This is a genomic window from Thermomonas carbonis (assembly GCF_014396975.1).
Taxonomy (GTDB): domain Bacteria; phylum Pseudomonadota; class Gammaproteobacteria; order Xanthomonadales; family Xanthomonadaceae; genus Thermomonas; species Thermomonas carbonis.
In genome coordinates, this window is sequence record NZ_CP060719.1 from 1,712,817 (window position 1) to 1,733,049 (window position 20,233).

General features: G+C 67.3%; 21 protein-coding genes and 1 other RNA gene. 15 read left to right on the forward strand and 7 right to left on the reverse strand.

Annotation, left to right across the window (positions count from 1 at the left end; genetic code table 11):
- The first annotated feature begins 1 nt into the window (after position 1).
- Genes gspD through H9L16_RS07865 form a run of 3 tightly spaced genes read left to right on the forward strand, consistent with a single transcriptional unit; the run spans position 2 to position 3,944 of the window.
- Complete coding sequence (gene gspD, locus H9L16_RS07855) at positions 2–2,173, forward strand: type II secretion system secretin GspD (protein ID WP_187553952.1); 2,172 nt, start codon at positions 2–4, stop codon at positions 2,171–2,173.
- Positions 2,170–3,024, forward strand: coding sequence for a glycosyltransferase family A protein (locus H9L16_RS07860; protein WP_229796620.1), 855 nt, complete (start codon positions 2,170–2,172; stop codon positions 3,022–3,024). Before gspD ends, H9L16_RS07860 begins: the two co-directional genes overlap by 4 nt.
- Positions 3,021–3,944, forward strand: a complete 924-nt coding sequence (locus H9L16_RS07865) for a glycosyltransferase family 2 protein (protein WP_187553953.1) — start codon at positions 3,021–3,023, stop codon at positions 3,942–3,944. The genes H9L16_RS07860 and H9L16_RS07865 overlap by 4 nt, the downstream gene beginning before the upstream one ends.
- 28 nt (positions 3,945–3,972) lie before the next feature.
- Here H9L16_RS07865 and pyrF read toward each other — a convergent pair whose 3' ends face one another.
- A complete protein-coding gene (gene pyrF / locus H9L16_RS07870) occupies positions 3,973–4,788 on the reverse strand; it encodes an orotidine-5'-phosphate decarboxylase (RefSeq protein WP_187553954.1) in 816 nt (271 codons plus the stop codon).
- Positions 4,789–4,842: 54 nt separating this feature from the next.
- Positions 4,843–6,507: an energy-dependent translational throttle protein EttA gene (gene ettA / locus H9L16_RS07875; RefSeq protein WP_187553955.1), complete on the reverse strand. Its 1,665-nt coding sequence runs from the start codon at positions 6,505–6,507 to the stop codon at positions 4,843–4,845.
- 183 nt (positions 6,508–6,690) lie between these two features.
- On the opposite strand from ettA, the gene glyA reads away from it, so the two are divergent.
- The 8 genes from glyA (at position 6,691) to thiL (ending at position 13,362) form a co-directional block, all read left to right on the forward strand.
- The gene (glyA, locus tag H9L16_RS07880; RefSeq protein ID WP_187553956.1) at positions 6,691–7,962 is read left to right on the forward strand and encodes a serine hydroxymethyltransferase; all 1,272 of its coding nucleotides are present in this window, start codon (positions 6,691–6,693) and stop codon (positions 7,960–7,962) included.
- Positions 7,963–7,968: 6 nt separating this feature from the next.
- Positions 7,969–8,502 (forward strand): transcriptional regulator NrdR, encoded by a 534-nt coding sequence (gene nrdR, locus H9L16_RS07885; RefSeq protein WP_187553957.1) that lies wholly within the window; start codon positions 7,969–7,971, stop codon positions 8,500–8,502.
- Positions 8,499–9,596: a bifunctional diaminohydroxyphosphoribosylaminopyrimidine deaminase/5-amino-6-(5-phosphoribosylamino)uracil reductase RibD gene (ribD, locus tag H9L16_RS07890; protein ID WP_187553958.1), complete on the forward strand. Its 1,098-nt coding sequence runs from the start codon at positions 8,499–8,501 to the stop codon at positions 9,594–9,596. Before nrdR ends, ribD begins: the two co-directional genes overlap by 4 nt.
- Complete coding sequence (locus H9L16_RS07895; protein WP_187553959.1) at positions 9,596–10,195, forward strand: riboflavin synthase; 600 nt, start codon at positions 9,596–9,598, stop codon at positions 10,193–10,195. The genes ribD and H9L16_RS07895 overlap by 1 nt, the downstream gene beginning before the upstream one ends.
- 120 nt (positions 10,196–10,315) lie before the next feature.
- Positions 10,316–11,431, forward strand: a complete 1,116-nt coding sequence (gene ribB, locus H9L16_RS07900) for a 3,4-dihydroxy-2-butanone-4-phosphate synthase (RefSeq protein ID WP_187553960.1) — start codon at positions 10,316–10,318, stop codon at positions 11,429–11,431.
- A gap of 33 nt (positions 11,432–11,464) precedes the next feature.
- Positions 11,465–11,932, forward strand: a complete 468-nt coding sequence (ribH, locus tag H9L16_RS07905) for a 6,7-dimethyl-8-ribityllumazine synthase (RefSeq protein WP_187553961.1) — start codon at positions 11,465–11,467, stop codon at positions 11,930–11,932.
- Positions 11,929–12,390 carry a transcription antitermination factor NusB gene (gene nusB / locus H9L16_RS07910; RefSeq protein WP_187553962.1) on the forward strand — a complete coding sequence of 154 codons (462 nt, stop codon included), beginning with the start codon at positions 11,929–11,931 and terminating at the stop codon, positions 12,388–12,390. Before ribH ends, nusB begins: the two co-directional genes overlap by 4 nt.
- Before the next feature lie 15 nt (positions 12,391–12,405).
- Positions 12,406–13,362, forward strand: coding sequence for a thiamine-phosphate kinase (thiL, locus tag H9L16_RS07915; RefSeq protein ID WP_187553963.1), 957 nt, complete (start codon positions 12,406–12,408; stop codon positions 13,360–13,362).
- 38 nt (positions 13,363–13,400) lie between these two features.
- Here thiL and H9L16_RS07920 read toward each other — a convergent pair whose 3' ends face one another.
- The 3 genes from H9L16_RS07920 to H9L16_RS07930 all read right to left on the reverse strand — a co-directional run bounded on the left by H9L16_RS07920 (position 13,401) and on the right by H9L16_RS07930 (position 16,039).
- Positions 13,401–14,255 carry an SGNH/GDSL hydrolase family protein gene (locus tag H9L16_RS07920; protein ID WP_187553964.1) on the reverse strand — a complete coding sequence of 285 codons (855 nt, stop codon included), beginning with the start codon at positions 14,253–14,255 and terminating at the stop codon, positions 13,401–13,403.
- A gap of 76 nt (positions 14,256–14,331) precedes the next feature.
- The gene (locus H9L16_RS07925; RefSeq protein ID WP_187553965.1) at positions 14,332–14,736 is read right to left on the reverse strand and encodes a YraN family protein; all 405 of its coding nucleotides are present in this window, start codon (positions 14,734–14,736) and stop codon (positions 14,332–14,334) included.
- Positions 14,723–16,039, reverse strand: a complete 1,317-nt coding sequence (locus tag H9L16_RS07930) for a penicillin-binding protein activator (RefSeq protein ID WP_187553966.1) — start codon at positions 16,037–16,039, stop codon at positions 14,723–14,725. The genes H9L16_RS07925 and H9L16_RS07930 overlap by 14 nt, the downstream gene beginning before the upstream one ends.
- 61 nt (positions 16,040–16,100) lie before the next feature.
- Here H9L16_RS07930 and rsmI point away from each other — a divergent pair, with 61 nt between their 5' ends.
- Positions 16,101–16,925, forward strand: a complete 825-nt coding sequence (rsmI, locus tag H9L16_RS07935; RefSeq protein WP_187551176.1) for a 16S rRNA (cytidine(1402)-2'-O)-methyltransferase — start codon at positions 16,101–16,103, stop codon at positions 16,923–16,925.
- A 133-nt stretch (positions 16,926–17,058) separates the two neighbouring features.
- Here the strand turns inward: rsmI and rnpB are convergent.
- Together rnpB and H9L16_RS07945 are read right to left on the reverse strand one after the other, a co-directional pair.
- An RNA gene (gene rnpB / locus H9L16_RS07940) (RNase P RNA component class A) lies at positions 17,059–17,408 on the reverse strand.
- A gap of 58 nt (positions 17,409–17,466) precedes the next feature.
- Positions 17,467–18,234 (reverse strand): NRDE family protein, encoded by a 768-nt coding sequence (locus H9L16_RS07945; protein ID WP_187551178.1) that lies wholly within the window; start codon positions 18,232–18,234, stop codon positions 17,467–17,469.
- 332 nt (positions 18,235–18,566) lie between these two features.
- Between H9L16_RS07945 and mraZ the strand changes: the two genes are divergently transcribed.
- Genes mraZ through ftsL form a run of 3 tightly spaced genes read left to right on the forward strand, consistent with a single transcriptional unit; the run spans position 18,567 to position 20,220 of the window.
- Complete coding sequence (gene mraZ, locus H9L16_RS07950; protein ID WP_187551180.1) at positions 18,567–19,013, forward strand: division/cell wall cluster transcriptional repressor MraZ; 447 nt, start codon at positions 18,567–18,569, stop codon at positions 19,011–19,013.
- Entirely contained in the window at positions 19,010–19,957 is a 948-nt protein-coding gene (rsmH, locus tag H9L16_RS07955; RefSeq protein ID WP_229796619.1) for a 16S rRNA (cytosine(1402)-N(4))-methyltransferase RsmH, read from the forward strand. Before mraZ ends, rsmH begins: the two co-directional genes overlap by 4 nt.
- Positions 19,954–20,220, forward strand: coding sequence for a cell division protein FtsL (gene ftsL, locus H9L16_RS07960; protein WP_187551181.1), 267 nt, complete (start codon positions 19,954–19,956; stop codon positions 20,218–20,220). The genes rsmH and ftsL overlap by 4 nt, the downstream gene beginning before the upstream one ends.
- Positions 20,221–20,233 lie beyond the last annotated feature (13 nt).

The window sequence follows — 20,233 nt, forward strand, 5'->3', positions numbered from 1 at the left end:
AATGAACCTGCGCCCTTTCCTGATCGCCAGCCTGCTCGGCCTGCTGGCGGCCTGCGCCAGCAACCCGCAACCGCAGATCCGTCATGCGGACCGGTTGCCTGCGGGGCAGGCCGGCCAACAGGTTGCCGGCGACGATTCCGGCGTGAGCGGGATCCGCCGGGACGTATTGGAAGAACTCGGCCGTGACGGACCGAAGCCGGTGATCCGCCGCGGCAGCGCGTCGCCGATCAACCAGACGGCCGCCAGTGCGGCACCGCCGTCGTTGGTCAGCAGCGGCCAGGCCAGCTTCAACTTCGAAGGCGAGTCCCTGCATGCGGTGGTCAAGGCGATCCTGGGCGACATGCTCGGGCAGAGCTACAACATCGCGCCGGGCGTGCAGGGCACGGTCACCGTGGCCACCCAGCGTCCGGTCGGTGCCGCCGGTGCGCTGAGCCTGCTGGAAAGCGTGCTGGCGCAGAACAATGCGCGCATGGTCTACAGCGACGGTCGCTACAACATCGTCACCGCCGACCAGGCGCTGACCAGCGGCGTGGTGCCGCGTACCGGCTCCACTGCGCTGGCGCGCGGCTTCGAGTCGCGGGTGGTGCCGCTGCGTTTCGTCTCCGCGACCGAGATGGAAAAGATCCTCAAGCCATATGCGCGACCGAACGCCATCGTCAGCGTCGACGGCGCGCGCAACATGCTGACCATCGCAGGCACCCGCGCCGAGTTGGACAACTACCTGCGCACCATCCAGGTGTTCGATGTCGACTGGATGGCGAGCATGTCGGTGGGCGTGTATCCGCTGCAGTCGGGCCGTGCCAGCGACGTGGTGCAGGACCTGGAGCGGGTGTTCGGCGAAGAGGGCAAGTCGCCGACCGCCGGGATGTTCCGTTTCATGCCGCTGGACAGCAGCAACGCGGTGATGGTCATCACCAGCCAGCCGAAATACCTGGACGACATCCAGCAGTGGATCGACCGGATCGAGGGCGGCAGCGGCGATGGCCGCCTGTTCTCCTACGAGCTGAAGTACATCAAGGCGCGCGACCTGGCCGACCGCCTGGCCGAGGTGTTCGGCGGCGGCAGTGGCAACAGCGGCAGCGAATCGCCGTCGATGATGCCCGGCGTGGGCACCACCGAGATCAGCGACGCCGGCATCGACGACAAGTCCGGCACCTCCAGCGCCGCGATCAACAGCGGATTGGGCGATGGCGGCAACCTGCCCAACAACCGCAGCGGCAACGGCAAGGTCACGCTGAAGGTCGAAGGGTCGGAAGTCGGCGTGTCGGCGGTGGAAGACACCAACTCGCTGCTGGTGCGCGCCAATCCGTCGCAATGGAAGTCGATCCGCGAAGTGATCGAGCGGATCGACGTGATGCCGATGCAGGTGCACATCGAGGCGCAGGTGGTCAGCGTGGCGTTGAAGGGCGCGCTGCAGTACGGCGTCAGCTGGTTCTTCGACAACGCGGTGGGTTCGGAGGCGGCGGGCAACTTGCCGTATCCGACCGGTCGCAACAGCTTCGGCAGCTATGGCGGCGGCGTGAGCAACATCCCGAATGTCGGCAACCTGCTCAGCTGGACCTTCCTCGGCAACAACGCGGCGGCGATCGTCAGCGCACTGGATCAAGTCACCGACGTGCGCACGCTGTCCGCGCCCTCGGTGTTCACCCAGAACAACCGCGAGGCCAGTCTCAACGTCGGCCAGCGCATCCCGATCTCGTCGGTCAGCCTCAACCCGGGGAACGGCAACGAGAACACGTACAGCTCGGTGCAGTACCTGGACACCGGCATCATCCTCAAGGTGCGCCCGCGAGTGACCCGCGACGGGCTGGTGTTCCTCGACATCGTCCAGGAAGTCAGCAAGCCGACCGGCGAAGCGGACGACAACGGCAATGTGCGCATCGACACCAGCAAGGTCACCACCAGCGCGCTGGCCCCGAGCGGTGAGACCATCGTGCTGGCGGGCCTGATCAGCGAGGGCACGAATCGCAATTCGACCGGTGTGCCCGGCCTGAGCCGGATCCCGTGGGTCGGCGGCCTGTTCGGCCAGCAGGGCCAGACCAAGACCCGCGACGAACTGGTGGTGCTGATCACACCGACCGTGGTGCGCAATCCGATGGAAGCGCGCGAGCTCACCGACGAATACGGTCGCCGCTTCCGTGCGCTGGACCCGATCTACAAGCCGAAGCAGTGAGCCTGTCGGGCGCGTCGCTTCCCATCGTCCTGGTGCCGGTCGGCACCAACGAGGATGCGCTCGACGCCAGCCTGGCCGCACTGGATGCATCCACGCCGGTCGGCACGCGCGTGTGGCTGGCCGACGACGCGCAGGTCGGCCCGCGCGGCAACGCGATCATCGAACGCTGGCTGGCGCACACGCCGTTGCAGGCCGCGCATACGCGACGTGCGTCGCCGATCGGCGACGCCGCGCATCTCGACGAAGCGCTGCGCGCCTGCGGCGATGCCGATGTCGCGATCCTGGCCAGCGACGCGCGGCCGACACCGGGCTGGCTGGAACACCTGCACGATTGCCTGGCACGCGATCCATCGATCGCCACTGCCACGCCCTGGAGCAATGCCGGTGAAGCGGCGGCATGGCCGCGGATCGGCGAGATTGTCGAGGTCGATGCCTCGCCGGCACGTCTCGCGCGCGCCTGCGCGCAACTCGGCAACACGCATCCGTCGCTGCCGTCGGCGGTGACCCATGCGGTGCTGATTCGCGGCGCGGCGCGTGCGCGAGCCGGCGGGCTGGATCCGGCGAGTTACCGCTCCTGGTATGCGGCGTTGATCGATCTGTCGCTGCGCATGTCCGGACTCGGCGGGCGCAACGCGCTGTGCGAAACCGCCTTCGTCCTGCGCGAGGTCGAAGGCAAGCCGGCCGAAGGCGACATGGACGCGCTGTCGGTGCGCTGGCCGGCCTGGCATGCGCAGTTGGCCCACTTCCTGATGGACGATCCGTTGCGTGCGTTGCGCGAACGCATGGCCGAAGCGCTCGCAGGCGATGACGGCACGCCACCGCAGCCGGATCTGTTTGCGGACGTGCCATGAGTGGCGGCGACATCGCCGCCATCGTGGTCAGCTACGACAGCGAGGAAACCATCGACGACTGCCTCTCGCGCCTGCGCGCCGCAACGGGCGTGGTCGAGATCCGCGTGGTCGACAACCAATCGCGCGACGGCACCCTGGATATCGTGCAACGCCACGCACTGGCTGATCCGCGCCTGCGTTTCATCGCCAATCCCGACAACCCCGGTTTTGCGGTGGGCTGCAATCAGGGCGCGGCAGACAGTCGTGCGCCGTGGCTGGCCTTCGTCAATCCGGATTGCCTGGTCGAACCCGATTCGCTGGCGCGGATGCGTGCGCATGCGCATCGGGCCGTCGGCTTCGGCGAGGATGGCCCGCGTGACCTCAGCGAGTATTTCGATGCGGCGTTGCGCGGGCAGGGCGGCGATGTCGTCCTCGGTGCCGACCTGGTCGGCGAAGACGGCGTGCGCGATACCGCCGCGCGTCGCCGCGATCCGGATTTCGCGGCGATGCTTCGCGATCCGTCGCGCGCGCAACTCGGCATCGCCATCGATCCGTCGCAACGGGTGCAGGCGGTCGATGCGGTTTCGGGTGCGTTGATGCTGATGGCGCGTGGATTGTTCGAGTGCATCGGCGGCTTCGATGAACACTATCGATTGCATGCGGAAGACCTCGACCTGTGCCGTCGCGCGCGCGCAGAGGGCGCGATGGTGGCCTGCGCGAATGACGTGCAAGTGGTGCATGTGCGCGGGGTGTCGTCGCGCTCGCGGCCACTTTTCGTGGAATGGCACAAGCACCGCGGCTTCTGGCGCTACTACCGCAAGTTCGATGCAGCGCGCGATGGTGCATTCGTTCGCGCCACGGTGTTCACGATGATCTGGGGGCGATTTCCGTTCGCGGCGCTGCGCGCCTCACTCCGTCGAAAAACAGGGCTGTCATCCTGAGCGAAGCGAAGGATGACTGGCGGAGCGCCTACCTGTGGCGGTTGATCTCGTCGCGCAGCGTCTTCGCCGCGTCCGCGGCCGCATCGGCATAACCCGCACCGCCGCTGGCGTACAGGATCCCGCGCGAGGAATTGATCATCAGGCCGGTGCCGTTCGCGGTCTTGCCGTTGCGCACGGTGGCTTCCACGTCGCCGCCCTGTGCACCGATGCCGGGGATCAGCAGCGGCATGTCGCCGACGATGCCGCGGATGATCTTCAATTCTTCCGGGAAGGTCGCGCCGACCACCAGCGCGCAGTTGCCATCACCATTCCACTCGCTGGCAATGGTGCGGGCAACGTGCTGGTACAGCGGCGCGCCATCGACCAGCAACTCCTGGAAATCACGCGCGCCGGGATTGCTGGTATGGCAGAGGAACACGCAGCCGCGGTCGTTGCGCTGCAGGAAGGGTGCGGCCGAGTCGCGGCCCATGTATGGATTCAGCGTCACCGCATCGGCGCCGAAGCGATCGAAGGCTTCGACCGCGTATTGCTCCGCGGTATTGCCGATGTCGCCGCGCTTGGCGTCGAGGATCACCGGGATGTCGGGATACGCGCCGTTGATGTGCGCGATCAACCGCTGCAGCGCGGCCTCGCCGTCGTTGTGCGCGGCGAAATAGGCGATCTGCGGCTTGAACGCGCAGGCGTATTCGGCGGTGGCATCGACGATATCGCGGCAGAACCCGAACAGCGCGTCATCGTCATCGACGAAGACATCGGGGAATTTCGCCGGGTCGGGATCGAGGCCGACGCAGAGCAGCGAGTCGGATGCCTGCCAGCGGTCGCGGAGTTTTTCGATGAAGCCCATGGGTTGTTGTCCCTCCGATGCGGAAACGCCCGCGTTGCCGCGGGCGTTCCATGATTACTTCAGCGCCTTGAACCGCAACCGGTGTGGCTGCGCGCCGGCTTCGCCCAGGCGACGCTTCTTGTCTTCCTCGTACTCGCGGTAGTTGCCCTGGAAGAACTCCACGTGCGAATCGCCCTCGAAGGCGAGGATGTGGGTGGCGATGCGGTCCAGGAACCAGCGGTCATGCGAAATGACGAAGGTGTTGCCGGGGAACTCCAGCAACGCATCTTCGAGCGCGCGCAGGGTTTCGATGTCGAGGTCGTTGGACGGTTCGTCGAGCAGCAGCACGTTGCCGCCCTGCAGCAGGGTCTTGGCCATGTGCAGGCGACCACGCTCGCCGCCGGACAGCGAGCCGACCATCTTCTGTTGGTCCTGGCCCTTGAAGTTGAAGCGGCCGATGTAGGCGCGCGACTGGATCTCGATGCCGTTGATGTTGAGGATGTCGAGGCCGCCGGCGATCTCCTGGAACACGTTGTGGTTGCCGGTCAGCGCTTCGCGGCTCTGGTCCACGTAGGCCAGCTTCACCGTCGGGCCCATGTCGATGCTGCCGCTGTCCGGGGTTTCCTGGCCGGTGATCATCCGGAACAGGGTCGACTTGCCGGCGCCGTTCGGACCGATGATGCCGACGATGGCACCGTTCGGGATGCTGAAGCTGAGGTCGTCGATCAGCACGCGGTCGCCATAGGCCTTGGTGACGTTCTTGAACTCCACCACCTTGTTGCCCAGACGCTCACCCGGCGGAATGAAGATCTCGTTGGTCTCGTTGCGCTTCTGGTAGTCGACCGACTGCAACTCTTCCATCCGCGCCAGGCGCGCCTTGCCCTTGCTGCGGCCGCCCTTGGCGTTCTGTCGCGACCATTCCAGTTCCTTCTGGATCGCCTTCTGGCGCGCCTTCTCGCCGGACTCTTCCTGCTTCAGGCGCGCGTCCTTCTGGGTCAGCCAGTCGGTGTAGTTGCCCTTCCACGGGATGCCGCGGCCGCGGTCGAGTTCCAGGATCCACTCGGCGGCGTTGTCGAGGAAATAGCGGTCATGGGTCACTGCCACCACGGTGCCGGTGTAGCGCGCCAGGAATTGTTCCAGCCACTCGACGGACTCGGCGTCGAGGTGGTTGGTCGGTTCGTCGAGCAGCAGCATGTCCGGCTTCTGCAGCAGCAGGCGGCACAGCGCGACGCGGCGCTTCTCGCCGCCGGACAGCTTGCCGATGATCGCGTCCCACGGCGGCAGGCGCAGTGCATCGGCGGCGATTTCCAGCTGGTTCTCCAGGGTGTGCGCATCGCCGGCGGCGAGGATCGCCTCCAGCTTTTCCTGCTGCTTGGCCAGCGCGTCGAAGTCGGCGCCTTCCTCGGCGTAGGCGGCATACACCGCGTCCAGCGCGGCTTGCGCCTGCAGCACTTCGCCCACGCCTTCCTCGACGGCCTCGCGCACGGTCTGCTCCGGGTTCAGGCGCGGCTCCTGTTCCAGATAGCCGACCTTGATGCCTGGCTGCGGGCGCGCCTCGCCGGTGAAATCGGTGTCCACGCCGGCCATGATCCGCAGCACGGTCGACTTGCCGGCACCGTTGAGGCCGAGCAGGCCGATCTTGGCGCCCGGGAAGAACGACAGCGAGATGTCCTTGATGATCTGCCGCTTGGGCGGGACCGTCTTGCTGACGCCCTGCATGGTGTAGATGAATTGCGACATCGTGGCGTGCTCCGCAGGCAGGCGGCGGCGCCTGCACGTGGCAGGGCCGCAAAGGGGGTTCCAGAATCGGCCGATTATAGCCGGGCAGGGGCCTGCGGCGGTGTTCGCGTACGCCATCGCATGGGGTGCCCGGGGCCGTGAAACGCTAAACTTGCGGTTCCCCACCGCCACCCCGGAGCTCCGATGTTTTCCCGCGCCGACCTGATTGCCGGTTTCGACCCCGAACTCGCCAAGGCCATCGCCGACGAGACCCGTCGCCAGGAAGACCACGTCGAGCTGATTGCCAGCGAGAACTACGCCAGCCCGCGGGTGATGGAAGCGCAGGGCAGCCAGCTCACCAACAAGTACGCGGAAGGCTATCCGGGCAAGCGCTACTACGGCGGCTGCGAATACGTTGACGTTGCCGAGCAACTGGCCATCGAGCGCTGCAAGCAACTCTTCGATGCCGACTACGCCAACGTGCAGCCGCATTCCGGTTCGCAGGCCAACCAGGCGGTGTATTTCGCGCTGCTGCAGCCGGGCGACACCATCCTCGGCATGTCGCTGGCGCATGGCGGCCACCTGACCCACGGTGCCAAGGTCAACATCAGCGGCAAGCTGATGAACGCGATCCAGTACGGCGTCGACGATGCCGGCCTGATCGATTACGACGAGGTCGAACGCCTCGCCATCGAACACAAACCGAAGATGGTCGTCGCCGGCTTCTCCGCGTATTCGCAGGTGGTCGACTGGGCGCGCTTCCGCGCCATCGCCGACAAGGTCGGTGCGTACCTGTTCGTGGACATGGCGCACGTGGCCGGCCTGATTGCCGCTGGCGTGTATCCGAACCCGGTGCCGCATGCGCACGTGGTCACCAGCACCACCCACAAGACCCTGCGCGGTCCGCGTGGCGGGATCATCGTGGCGAGCGCCGCCGGCATGGGCGAGCACGCCGAAGACATCCAGAAGAAGTTGCAGTCGATCGTGTTCCCGGGCATCCAGGGCGGTCCGCTGATGCACGTGATCGCGGCCAAGGCGGTGGCGTTCAAGGAAGCGCTGCAACCGGAGTTCAAGGCCTACCAGGAACAGGTGGTCAAGAACGCGCGGGCGATGGCGAAGGTGATCATCGCGCGTGGCTACAAGATCGTCTCCGGCGGCACCGACAACCACCTGATGCTGGTCGACATGATCGGCAAGCACGTCAGCGGCAAGCAGGCCGAGGAAGCCCTCGGCAAGGCGCATATCACCGTCAACAAGAACTCGGTGCCGAACGACCCGCGCAAGCCATTCGTCACCTCCGGCCTGCGCATCGGCACCCCGGCGGTCACCACCCGCGGCTACAAGGAACCGGATTGCGTGGCGCTGGCCGAGTGGATCTGCGACGTCCTCGACAACCCGGCCGACGACAACGTGATCGCCGGCGTGCGCGAGAACGTGACGCTGCAATGCAGGCAATTCCCGGTCTACGGCGACTGACCACGCGTGCACTGCCTCTTCTGCCAGCACCACGACACCCGCGTGATCGATTCGCGCGTGTCCGAGGACGGCGCGACGATCCGTCGCCGCCGCGAGTGCGAGGCCTGCGGCGAGCGCTTCTCCACGCTGGAAACCATCGAGCTGAAATTGCCCACGATCATCAAGTCGGACGGGCGGCGCGAACACTTCGACGCGCGCAAGCTGCGCGCCGGCTTCGACCGCGCGCTGCAGAAGCGCTCGGTGTCGGAAGAGGCGATCGAGACCGCGGTGCGCGCGGTGGTGCACCAGTTGCGCATGACCACCGAGCGCGAACTCGCCTCGCGCCGGGTCGGTGAATTCGTGATGGGCGAGCTGCGCAGGCTGGACCACGTCGGCTACGTGCGCTTCGCTTCCGTGTACCGCAGTTTCGAGGACGTGGCCGATTTCCGCGAGGAACTCGACCGCCTGGAACGCGACCTGCCCGGCGAAGGGCAATTGCCGCTGCTCGGTGGCGATGTGGTGTCGATCGACAAGCACGCCGACAAGAACCGGAAAAAATGAGCTACAGCACGATCGACCACCTGATGATGGCGCGCGCGTTGCGCCTGGCGCAACGCGCCGCGTTCACCACCCGACCGAACCCGATGGTCGGTTGTGTGATCGTGCAGGGCGAGGACCTGGTCGGCGAAGGCTGGCACCAGAAGAAGGGCGGGCCGCATGCGGAAGTCTTCGCGTTGCAGGCCGCCGGTGATCGTGCGAAGGGCGCGACCGCTTACGTGACATTGGAACCCTGCGCGCACACCGGCAGCACCGGGCCGTGCGCGGATGCGTTGATCGCGGCAGGTGTTTCGCGCGTGGTCGCGGCCATGCGCGATCCGTTCCCGCAGGTGGACGGTGCCGGTTTCGACAAGCTGCGTGCTGCGGGGATCGCGGTGGAATCCGGCTTGATGGAAGCGCAGGCGCGGGAACTGAATCGAGGCTTCCTGTCGCGGATCGAGCGCGGACGACCCTGGTTGCGGGTCAAGTTGGCCAGCAGCCTGGACGGCCGCAGTGCGATGGCTTCCGGCGATTCGAAATGGATCAGCGGCGAGGCCTCGCGGCGCGATGTGCAGCAGTGGCGCGCGCGCAGTGGTGCGTTGTTGACCGGCGCGGGCACCGTGCTGGCCGACGATCCGCAACTGACCGTGCGGCTGGGCGATGACAGCGCATTCCTGCCGCCGCTGCGGGTGGTCCTGGATCCGGGACTTGCCACCGTCGCCCGTGGCCGCGTCCGCGAAGGCGACGCGCCCACGCTGTACCTGCATGCACCCGAGGCCAAGCCGCCGCGCGGACTGCAGGCCGATCACGTGGCGGTGCCGGTCAACAAGGGGCGCTTCGACCTCGATGCCGTGCTGCGCCTGCTGGCCACGCGCGGCATCAACGAGGTGCAGGTGGAAGCTGGCGCAACCCTGGCCGGTGCGTTCCTCGCTGCCGGCCTGGTCGACGAATTGCTGCTGTACATCGCGCCGGTCCTGCTCGGCGAACGGGCGCGCCCGTTGTTCGATGGCCTGCACATCGACGCGATGACCGAGCGCCTGCGCCTGCGCACCGTCGACAGCCGCAGCATCGGCGGCGACATGCGCCTGCTGTTGCGGCCGGAAGGGACGACGGCCTGATGTTCACCGGATTGATCGCGGGCGTTGGCCGATTGGCCGCGCGCGAAACACGTGGTGGCGATGCCCGATTGGCCATCGAGGTCGGCACCTTGCCGTTCGATGGCGTGCAACTGGGTGAGAGCATCGCGGTCAATGGCTGCTGCCTGACCGTGGTCGAGTTCGATGCGTCGTCGTTCGCGGTAGACGCATCGAACGAAACCCTTGCACTGACCACGCTCGGTCGCCTCGCCATTGGCGTACCGCTGAACCTGGAACGCGCAATGCTGCCGACCGATCGACTTGGTGGGCACCTGGTGAGCGGGCATGTCGATGGTCTGGCCGTCGCCGCGAAGCGCCGGGACGACGCGCGCGCGGTGCGCTGGCGCGTCGAAGCACCGATGACGCTGCTGCGCTACATCGCCCACAAGGGCTCGGTCTGCGTGGACGGCGTGAGCCTGACCGTCAACGAGGTGGATGATGCGGGCTTCGAAGTGGCGCTGATCCCTCACACCGTCGGGCACACCGCGTTCCATGCGCTGCAAGAAGGCGACGCGGTCAATATCGAAGTGGATTTGCTGGCCCGCTATGTGGAGCGATTGCTGGCGACCAAGGAACATTGAGGCCGTCACCCCGGCGAATGCCGGGGTCCAGCTTTTCCGACATCGAATCAAGAACTGGATATTCGGCTACCGCCGAAATGAATCACTTCCGGCCTGCGCCGGGATGACGAGCAAAACATCATGAGCTTCGCGCCAATCCCCGAACTGCTGGAAGAACTCCGCGCCGGCCGCATGGTCGTCATCGTCGACGACGAGGACCGCGAGAACGAAGGCGACCTGATCATGGCCGCCGAACTGGTGCGGCCGGCCGACATCAATTTCATGGTCACCCACGCGCGCGGCCTGGTCTGTCTGTCGCTGACCCGCGAACGTTGCGCGCAACTCGGGCTCGCGCCGATGGTGCAGGCCAATACCGCTCAGTTCCATACCAATTTCACCGTCAGCATCGAAGCGGCGGAAGGCGTCACCACCGGAATCAGCGCCTACGACCGCGCGCATACCATCCGCACCGCGGTGCGCCCGGATGCGAAGCCGGCCGACCTCAGCCAGCCCGGCCACATTTTCCCGCTCACCGCGCAACCCGGCGGCGTGCTGACCCGCGCCGGCCACACCGAGGCCGCCAGCGACCTGCCGATGCTGGCCGGGCTGGAGCCGGCCGGCGTACTGGTCGAGGTGATGAACGCCGATGGCGGCATGGCGCGCAGGCCGGAACTGGAAGTGTTTGCCCGCGAGCACGACCTGAAGATGGGTTCGATCGCCGACCTGATCGCCTATCGCCTGGCGACCGAGCATACCGTCGAGCGCATCGATGATCGCGCCATCGATACCGAATTCGGCCCGTTCCGGCTGATCACCTACCGCGACCGCATCGCCCACGAGCTGCATTTCGCGCTGGTTCGCGGCACCCCGGATCGCGAGACCCCCACGTTGGTGCGCGTGCAGGTCGAAAATCCGCTGAGCGACCTGCTGCACTGGCGTCGCGACGATTTCGGCGTGGCCGCCACCGATGCGCTGCGGGCGATCGCCGCCGAAGGGCAGGGCGTGATGGTGGTGCTGTCCGAGCCGCGCAACGCCGAGGCCCTGCTGGCGCGCCTGCGCGAGCAGGCCGCGCCTGCCGCCAACAGCAAGGACGTGGGCCAGTGGCGGCGCAACGGTGCGGGCGCGCAGATCCTGGCCGAGCTGGGCCTGGGCAAGCTGCGCGTACTCGGCACTCCACGCCGGCAGGTCGGCCTGGCCGGCTATGGGCTGGAGGTGGTCGAATACATCGCGGCCACAGCCACGGCGGCTGCGCGCTAAACTGCACGGCCCCGTTTCGACCTCCCAGCTCCCATGCCGCATATCGAAGGCGACCTGCGCGCCCCGCAAGGCGCACGCTTCGCGATCATCGCCAGCCGCTGGAACCCGCGCATCGTCGACGCGCTGGTCGCCGCGGCGCGCGAGACATTCATCGGCAACGGCGTGGACGAAGCCGCCATCGATGTGGTCCGTGTACCCGGTGCCTGGGAATTGCCGATGGCCGCACGCGATGTGGCGGTGGCCGGCAGGCATGCGGCGATCGTCGCCCTCGGCTGCGTGATCCGTGGCGACACCCGGCATTACGAGCAGGTGGCCGATGGCGCATCGGATGGCTTGATGCGCGTTGCGCTGGACACCGGCGTACCGGTGCTAAACGGCGTGCTGGCGGTCGACCGCTTCGAGGATGCCGCGGCGCGTGCCGGCGGCAGCCATGGCAACAAGGGCGAGGAAGCCGCATTGGTGGCGATCGAAATGGCGAACCTGCGGGAGAAACTGGCATGAACCGGCATCGCAACGACGGCATCGACCCGGTGGCCCGCTCGCGTTCGCGCCGGCGCGCGTTGCAGGCGATCTACGCCTGGCAATTGAGCGCGACCAGCGAAGGCGCGCTCATTGCCGAATTCGCCCACGAGCAGGCACATGAAATCGCCGACCTCGAATACTTCGAGGACCTGGTGCGCGGCGTGCTCCGCCACGTGGCGCAACTGGACGATGCGCTGTCTGGTTACATCGATCGCACGGTGAACGAAGTCGACCCGATCGAGCGCGCCGCGCTGCGCATCGCCGCGTATGAATTGCTGCATCGCCCGGACGTGCCGTATCGGGTGGTGATCAACGAAGCGATCGATTCGACCAAGCGCTTCGGTTCCGAACACGGCCATACCTACGTCAACGGCGTGCTCGACAAGGCGGCCCTGGCGTTGCGCGGCACCGAGTCGCAGGCTGCGCGCCCGCGCTGACGTCACGGAGCATCGGTGGACAGCAAAGTCGCCGAATTCGACCTGATCGAACGCATCCGCCGGCGCATCGCGACGCGCAGCGACGTGTTGCTCGGCATCGGCGACGATGCCGCACTGCTGCAGCTGCCTGCCGGCATGCAGTTGGTCGTGGCCATGGACACGCTCAACAGCGGCGTGCATTTCCCGCCCGAAACCGCGCCCGCCGACATCGGCTGGAAAGCACTCGCGGTGAACCTGTCCGACCTTGCAGCGATGGGCGCGTTGCCGGCGTGGTGCACGCTGTCGTTGTCCTTGCCCGATGCGAACAGCGACTTTGTCGATGGCTTCCTCGACGGCTTCCTCGCGCTTGCGGAGCAGCACGACATCGCCCTGGTCGGCGGCGATACCGCGCGCGGGCCGTTGTCGATCTGCGTGACCGTGCACGGTTTCATCGAGCCGGGCACGGCGCTGCGCCGCGACGGCGCATGCGTCGGCGATGACCTCTGGGTCAGCGGCAGCCTGGGCGATGCCGCGGCGGCGCTGTCGCAGTGGCGGGCAGGCGGCGCGATTGATCCGGGATTGCGCGCGCGATTGGACCGACCGACGCCGCGCGTTTCGCTGGGACGGGCGCTGCGCGGCATTGCGACGTCATGCATCGACATTTCCGATGGCCTGCTCGCCGACCTGGGCCATGTGTGCAAGGCCAGCGATGTCGGCGTGCGGGTCGACGTGGATGCGCTGCCTGCTTCGCAGGCGTTGCGTGCGTGCTTCGATGCTGAGGCAATCCGCCGGTTGCAGGCGACCGGCGGCGACGATTACGAATTGTGTTTCAGCGCGCCAGTGGAACTGCGCAGCGCGGTGATCGAATCGGCATCCACGCATGCGCCGGTGACAAGGATCGGCCGCATTGTCAGCAGAAATGGTGTCTCCGCGCTGGATGCGAGTGGCGTGGCGTGGCAGCCAGGGCAGGCGGGATTCCGCCACTTCGAATGAGCAAGCCGGTGCAGCGGCCCGCCTGACGACGTGTGGTCTCAGCGACCGCGGCGGCCACCTTCTCCTTCCTCTTCGTCCTTGCCCTTCGGCTCGGGCAAGGCTTTCACCAGCGGTTCGATCAGGTTGGCGGGGATCAAGGTCGCCTTTCCGTTTCCAGCCAATCCCGGCTGGGATTCCATTGCAGAATCCGGCGACACCGCTGCATTGACCGGCAGCAGCGGCGCAGCGACGCGCAGATCCTTGGCGACGGGCACATTGCCGGTGACATCGCGGTACAACGCGAGCGCCAGCATCACGGAAGCCAAGGTGCTGGGGTGGGTGCCGTCAGGATAGAGCTTGATCTCCGGCTGGGCCTTGCGCAGCGCGTCCAGCGCTCCAGCCGCATCGAACACCGACGCATCATGTTGCTTGGCAATCATGCGCACACTGCGATTCAGCTTGCCCTGCCAGCGTTCGTCCGGCCCCCAGGTACCGAACAGCAGCACCTTCGCACCTTGTTCCGATGCCTGTTCGACGAATTTTCCATAGGCTTGAACGCTGGCTGCGCAGGGCGCCTTGCGTTGCTCCTGCGCACTGGCCATGCAGGCGGCGAGGTGGCCACCCTGCTCCTGCAGCACGACGGCATCGAATCTGCGCGCCCGCAAGGCTGCGGCAACATGGCCATCGTCCAGTCGATCATCAAGCTTGCCGCCCGGCGCTGCGTAGGTTTCGGTGGTGATGGCCACGCTCTGCGAAGTGCCCACGGCGCGCAGCAGCGCGGGCAGGTTGTTGGTGTAGATCAGGCTGTTGCCGACCAGCAGCACGCGATATTCCTTCGTTGCCGGATCCGGTGCCTGCGCATTGGCGAACGGAGCGAGCAAAAGCGTCAGACCGAGCAGGAGGCGTGGCGGCATGGTGGCGGTCGCGAAGGAGGACGTCGAAGCGTAAGGCTTTGTAGTCCGGGTTGCGTATGCCGTTGGTTGGCCGGGCTCAGACGTCGTCGGCGCGGAAGGCGTCCTGCAGCCACTCCAGCGCGGGCGCGGCGGGATCGCCGCTGGCGGCGATCACGTCGAAGCGGCAGGGTGCGTTGGCGTGCTCGGGATGTCGTTGCAGGAAGACCTGCGCGGCGCGGATGAGGCGACGGCGCTTGCCGGCGTCGACCGAGGCCGCGCCACCACCGAACGCGTTGCTGGCGCGATAGCGCACCTCGACGAAGACCACGGCATCGGCGTCACGCCCGTTGTTGTCGAGCATGACCAGGTCGATCTCGCCGCCACGCGCAGCGGCGTTGCGCGACAGCATGTGCATGCCTTGGGCCTGCAGGTAGGCGAGTACGGCGGCTTCCACCGCATCGCCACGGATGCGGCGCGGGGTGCGCCGGTCAGCGTGCGCCATCGGCCAGCGGCACCGGCACGCCGCCGGCGAACCGCGACCAGCCGGGGACGCGCAGCACGTTACCGAACCCGTCCAGGCTCAAGCGCCCGGTCGCGCCGGCCACGTCGCCGTTGTTCGACAGTGCCAGCCGTTCGAGATAGCCGGTCAGCAACCATGCGTCGTAGCCGAAGGCGAACAGGCGCGCAGCCGGGCCCTTGGCGGTATCCACGCGGGCCGCTGCACTGGCCTGCGAGGGCAGGCCGTCGACATTGCGCACGGCCCAGGCCTCGGTCGGATAGACGATGCCGTCCAGCGCCGCGTCCTCGGCCGGCTTGCCGGTGCCGGAGACGATCTGCGAGGTCGCCACGCGCGTGCCCGCATTGATCCCGGCCAAGGCGAGTTGCGGCATCAATGCACGCGCCTGGGAACCCTTCACCGCCAGCAGCAACGTATCGACGCCCTGTGCCGCTGCGATGTCCTCGGTCACCTGGACGCCGCGGCGTTCCAGTTGCGCCTTGGCGGTGCTGGCGGTGCGTCGTTGCGCATCCTCCCCACCGGTCTGGATCAGCACATGCTTGGCCCCGCGCTGGATCAGGTACTGGGCCAGGCTGATGCCCTCGTCCTCCGGAGACAACGAAAAAGCCGCGCTGCCGGCCGGTGGGGTGCGACTGCCGCGGTTGAGCGCGAGCAGCGGCACCGACGGGGTCTCGTCGGCGAACACCGCATCGACCTCGTCGCGCGCGAGCGGACCGACCACGAAATCGTTGCCCTCGGCGGCGGCGCGCGCGTATGCGGCGCTCGCGCCTGCGGCGGTGTCGTAAAAGCGCACGTCCGGCCGACGCCGGCGCTCGCCGTAATAGCCGGCCAGGAAACCGTCGCGCACCGAGGCCGCCGCGGCCGATTGCCCGCCGCTGAGCGGCAGCAGCACGCCCACCTTGAGGGGTGGCCGGTAGCCGTCGCGGTCGGCCGGCGGCCGGTCGGCGGCACCGAAGCTGACATCGCCGCGATCGAACGGGCGCGGCAGCGGCAGCCCGCGGTTGAGCAGGGCGCGGCCGGCGAAGGAATACAGCGGATCGCCGACCGGCAGGCGCGCGGCATCGCGGGCCAGCGCGGCATCGTCCAGACCGGCCAGCAGGGTCTCGATGCGTCCGGCATTGGCGCTGCGGGCTTGCCCCGTCAACGCGGCGTGGCCCTGCGCCAGCACCTGCGCCTCGCTGAAGGCGACGCTGTAGGCGGACGTGACCACGGGTGGCTGCACGTCCACGCTGGCGCAGCCGGCGAGGGCCAGCAACAGGAGGGCGATGGCGGTGTGTTTCAGGGCCACGTGTCGGCGCTCGTTCGGGAACCGGCTAGGATTCTACCCGCGACCACGATCAAGGCAGGCGATGCAACGTTCCGGAACCCTGTTCGTGGTAGCCACGCCGATCGGCAATCTGGGCGATTTCAGCGCACGCGGGCGCGAGGTGCTGGCCTCGGTTGCCGCGATTTGCGCCGAAGACACCCGCCGCAGTGGCCAGTTGCTGGCCCATTTCGGGATCTCGACGCCGCTGCTCGCCCTGCACGAGCACAACGAGGACGCCATCGCCCAGAAGATCGTCGCCCGTTTGCTGGCCGGCGACTCGCTGGCGCTGGTCTCCGATGCCGGCACCCCGTTGGTCAGCGATCCCGGCTTCCGGCTGGTGCGCGCCGCCCGCGAGGCCGGCGTCCCGGTCAGCCCGGTGCCCGGCGCCAGCGCGCTGGTCGCCGCGCTTAGCGTGGCGGGACTGCCGAGCGACCGGTTCATCTTCGAGGGCTTCCTGCCGGCCAAGTCGAAAGCCCGCCGCGAACATCTGCAAAGCCTCGTCAGTGAGCCGCGCACCTTGATCTTCTACGAGTCCTCGCACCGGATCGAGGAAGCGCTGGACGATGCCGTGGCCGCATTCGGCGCCGATCGCCCCGCGGTGATGGCGCGCGAACTGACCAAGCTGTTCGAGACCGTTCTCGACGGCACGCTGGCCCAGCTGTCCGAACGCGTACGCGCCGATCCCGACCAGCGCAAGGGCGAGTTCGTGCTGCTGGTGCAGGGCGCCGGCGAGGACGCCGATGCCAAGGTCGCCGAGGGCCTGCGCCTGTACGCGAAACTCAAGGAACACCTGCCGCCTTCCACGGCGGCGAAAGTGGCCGCGGAGCTTTCCGGCGCGCCCCGCAAATCTCTATACGGCGCGCAGTAAAAAGTGCCGTCGCAAAGCCCCCTTTAGTAAAGGGGGCGCGCCGACAGGCGCGGGGATTTGGCCAGCGATGGCCTGGGGCCCAAAGTTTGCGCAGCAAACTTTGGGGGCTTCATCGTGCCAAGCACGATGAAGGTGGCGGAGCCGGCCGATAAGCCGGGTTCTGTCTAGGACAGTCATTCCTCTAGGCGCACGGTCACCCGTACGCTCAAGCAGCCTACCCGGAGACACCGCGGGCCGCGGCATCGTCTCCCTATTTGGCCTTGCTCCCGGTGGGGTTTGCCGTACCGGCCTGTTGCCAGGCTCGCGGTGCGCTCTTACCGCACCATTTCACCCTTACCTGCCAGATTGCTCCGACATAGGCGGTATCTTTCTGTTGCACTTTCCGTCGGCTTGCGCCGCCCAGGCGTTACCTGGCACCGTGCCCTGTGGAGCCCGGACTTTCCTCGGCATTGTTTCCAATGACGCGACTGTCTGGCCGACTCCGCCGCGTGCATTGTCGCACGTGAGTCGCGTAGCCCGGGTAGAGCGCGCGAAACCCGGGCTACAAGAGCGGCTCGCCGTGCAGCACGGTCTCGCCCTCGAACACGCCCTCCGGGCCGAAGCGGCGCTCGTGGATGCGGGCTCGGCCATCGTGGTCGATCAGGGTGAGCGTGCTGGCGCGGGTGCCGTAGTCGCGGCCGCGGATGAAGGCGGGCGAGAGCCGGCGTTCCAGCTCCAGGCCGACGCCGGTGTCGGGCAGGCCGGCATCGTCGGCGAGCTGCTCGTTGGCCAGCGCGCGCCACAGCGGGTCGAGGTCGTCGTGGCCGGCATCGACCCATGCCTGCAGGGCCGCGCGCAGCCGGCGGGTCTTCGGCCATGGCGCGTCGAAGGCACCGTTGGAGAGCCCGTGCACACCGGATGCCACCTCGCGGGCACCGTTGGCGGGGTGGTTGCCGACATAGGTGCAGGTCTCGGCGTCGGCCAGCACCAGATTGAACGGGGCGTAGTCGCTGGCGACGCCGGCCAGCGCCGCCGCATGGGCCGAGGCGGATGCGGCGCTACCCAGGAAATCCGCCGGCAGCGCGCCGCGCGAGGGTCCGTTGAAGGGCGGCGGCAGGCCGTCGCGGACATTGGTGATGACCGCGGCCCGGCCATTGCGGCCCAGCCCCACCCACGTCCCGCCGGACTTCAGGTCGCGGCCGGCCAGGATCCCGCTGTCCGGCCAGATTGCCAAGGGTGCGGTCGGCCGCCCATGGAATTCATCGCGATTGCCGGCCAGCACCAGCCGCCAGCGAGGGTGGGATTTCCAGGCGAAGGCGACCAGGCACATGGCGCGCATTCTGGCAGAGGCGTGATGCCCTCAATGACGGTGATTTTTGCGATGCAGCATCGCGCACTCCGGATCTGAATGCAGGGGCTGGAAGATGTGCCGAATGTCACGGATTCTCAAATATTGAGACGAAACAGTAGCTTGTGGATAAAGCTTGAACAAGTCTCTCAAGAGTGCTGCAAGTCCTTGAACGCACAGGTGAAAAGGCCTGTGGATTGTTGTTGACAAGGGCATGGGCCCTGCCTACTGTGGCGACTCGTGGGAAAACCGGGAAATTTGTGGTTTTCTTGTCATGAACTCCGCCTTAGACGGAGGCGACGCAGGGCAGGGACATGTTCCAGGGCGAGACCGCCATCACCATCGACGACAAGGGCCGGCTGGCGATTCCGACCAGCTACCGGGAGATTGTCGCGCGCGAGTGCGGCAACCGCCTGGTCGTCACCTACAACCCGTTCGAAGCGGGCTGCCTGTACCTGTATCCGCTGCCGGTCTGGGAAAAGGTCCGCGACCAGGTCAACGCCCTGCCGCGCACCCGCAAGAACAGCCGCTTGCTGCAGTTGAAGCTGGTCGGCGCGGCGGCCTTTGCCGAGCCCGACGGCAGCGGCCGCATTTCCCTGCCGGCGAGCCAGCGCAGCGCGGTCGGCATCGAGAAGAAAGCGGTCCTGCTGGGCATGGGCGACAAGTTCGAGTTGTGGAGCGAGCAGGCCCACCACGAACAGATCCGGCAAACGCTGGGCGATGCCGACCTGGGCGACGATTTGCAGGACCTGGTGTTGTGAGTACGGGTGGCGCGGCCCTCGCGTCCGCCCACCTCCCCGTGATGTTCGCCGAGGTGATGGACGGTCTGGCGGTGAAGGCGGATGGCACCTATCTGGATGGCACGTTCGGGCGCGGCGGGCATGCGCGCGGCGTGTTGCAGCGACTCGGGCCGGGAGGCCGCCTGCTGGTGATGGACAAGGACCCCGAGGCGATCGCCGTGGCCGCGCAGTTGGCGGGCGGTGATGCGCGCGTGTCCTGGCATCGCGGCAGCTTCGCTGACCTGGCCGGCTGGTCGCTGGCTGCGGATGGGCTGGATGGCGTGTTGTTCGACCTGGGCGTGTCCTCGCCTCAACTGGACGTGGCCGAACGCGGGTTCTCGTTCGGCAAGGACGGCCCGCTGGACATGCGCATGGATCCCGATTCCGGCGAGAGCGCCGCCGAGTGGCTGGCGCGCGCCGACGAAAAAGAGATCGCCGACGTGCTGTGGACCTGGGGCGAGGAAAAGCAGTCACGCCGGATCGCCCGCGCCATCGTGCAGGACCGTGCGACGAAGCCGTTCACCCGCACGGCCGAGCTTGCGGGATTGATCGCAAGGCTGATGCCGCGCAACGACAAGAAGGCGCATCCGGCGACGCGCACCTTCCAGGCGATCCGCATCTTCATCAACCGCGAGCTGCTCGACCTGGAGGTCGGGCTGGATGCGGCGATGGCGCGGCTCAAGCCGGGTGGTCGGCTGGCGGTGATCAGCTTCCATTCGCTGGAAGATCGTATCGTCAAGCAATTCATGCTCCGCCACGCCAAGGCACCGCCGACGAACCGGCGCATGCCGATCGAAATCGAATTCACGCCTTCGCTGCGCCTGATCGATGGCGCGCAGAAAGCCGGCGAAGCCGAGCTGGCCGACAACCCGCGCGCGCGCAGCGCCGTGCTGCGCGTCGCCGAGCGATTGGAAGAGGCGGCATGAACGGCAAGTTGCTGCTGGGCGCGCTGATAGCGGCCAACGTGGCCACCGCGCTGCTGGTCGTGCGCGATCGCCACGAGCACCGCCAGGCTTTCGTGGCGCTCAGCAAGCTGGAGCGGGCGCGCGACGAGATCAACATCGAATTCGGCCGCTTGCAGCTGGAGCAGGCGACCTGGGCGGAGAGCAACCGCGTGGACCAGGTCGCGCGTTCGCGCCTGGGCATGGTGTTCCCGCGCACCGAAGACATCGTGGTGCTGCGCCGATGAAACTGTTCGGCAA

What these genes read in the sequence shown, in the direction of transcription:
- gspD (WP_187553952.1), top strand. Translation starts at nt 2, where the DNA reads ATGAACCTGCGCCCTTTCCTGATCGCCAGCCTGCTCGGCCTGCTGGCG.
- H9L16_RS07865 (WP_187553953.1), top strand. Translation starts at nt 3,021, where the DNA reads ATGAGTGGCGGCGACATCGCCGCCATCGTGGTCAGCTACGACAGCGAG.
- pyrF (WP_187553954.1), bottom strand. Translation starts at nt 4,788, where the DNA reads ATGGGCTTCATCGAAAAACTCCGCGACCGCTGGCAGGCATCCGACTCG.
- ettA (WP_187553955.1), bottom strand. Translation starts at nt 6,507, where the DNA reads ATGTCGCAATTCATCTACACCATGCAGGGCGTCAGCAAGACGGTCCCG.
- glyA (WP_187553956.1), top strand. Translation starts at nt 6,691, where the DNA reads ATGTTTTCCCGCGCCGACCTGATTGCCGGTTTCGACCCCGAACTCGCC.
- ribD (WP_187553958.1), top strand. Translation starts at nt 8,499, where the DNA reads ATGAGCTACAGCACGATCGACCACCTGATGATGGCGCGCGCGTTGCGC.
- H9L16_RS07895 (WP_187553959.1), top strand. Translation starts at nt 9,596, where the DNA reads ATGTTCACCGGATTGATCGCGGGCGTTGGCCGATTGGCCGCGCGCGAA.
- ribB (WP_187553960.1), top strand. Translation starts at nt 10,316, where the DNA reads ATGAGCTTCGCGCCAATCCCCGAACTGCTGGAAGAACTCCGCGCCGGC.
- ribH (WP_187553961.1), top strand. Translation starts at nt 11,465, where the DNA reads ATGCCGCATATCGAAGGCGACCTGCGCGCCCCGCAAGGCGCACGCTTC.
- nusB (WP_187553962.1), top strand. Translation starts at nt 11,929, where the DNA reads ATGAACCGGCATCGCAACGACGGCATCGACCCGGTGGCCCGCTCGCGT.
- H9L16_RS07920 (WP_187553964.1), bottom strand. Translation starts at nt 14,255, where the DNA reads ATGCCGCCACGCCTCCTGCTCGGTCTGACGCTTTTGCTCGCTCCGTTC.
- H9L16_RS07925 (WP_187553965.1), bottom strand. Translation starts at nt 14,736, where the DNA reads ATGGCGCACGCTGACCGGCGCACCCCGCGCCGCATCCGTGGCGATGCG.
- rsmI (WP_187551176.1), top strand. Translation starts at nt 16,101, where the DNA reads ATGCAACGTTCCGGAACCCTGTTCGTGGTAGCCACGCCGATCGGCAAT.
- H9L16_RS07945 (WP_187551178.1), bottom strand. Translation starts at nt 18,234, where the DNA reads ATGTGCCTGGTCGCCTTCGCCTGGAAATCCCACCCTCGCTGGCGGCTG.
- mraZ (WP_187551180.1), top strand. Translation starts at nt 18,567, where the DNA reads ATGTTCCAGGGCGAGACCGCCATCACCATCGACGACAAGGGCCGGCTG.
- ftsL (WP_187551181.1), top strand. Translation starts at nt 19,954, where the DNA reads ATGAACGGCAAGTTGCTGCTGGGCGCGCTGATAGCGGCCAACGTGGCC.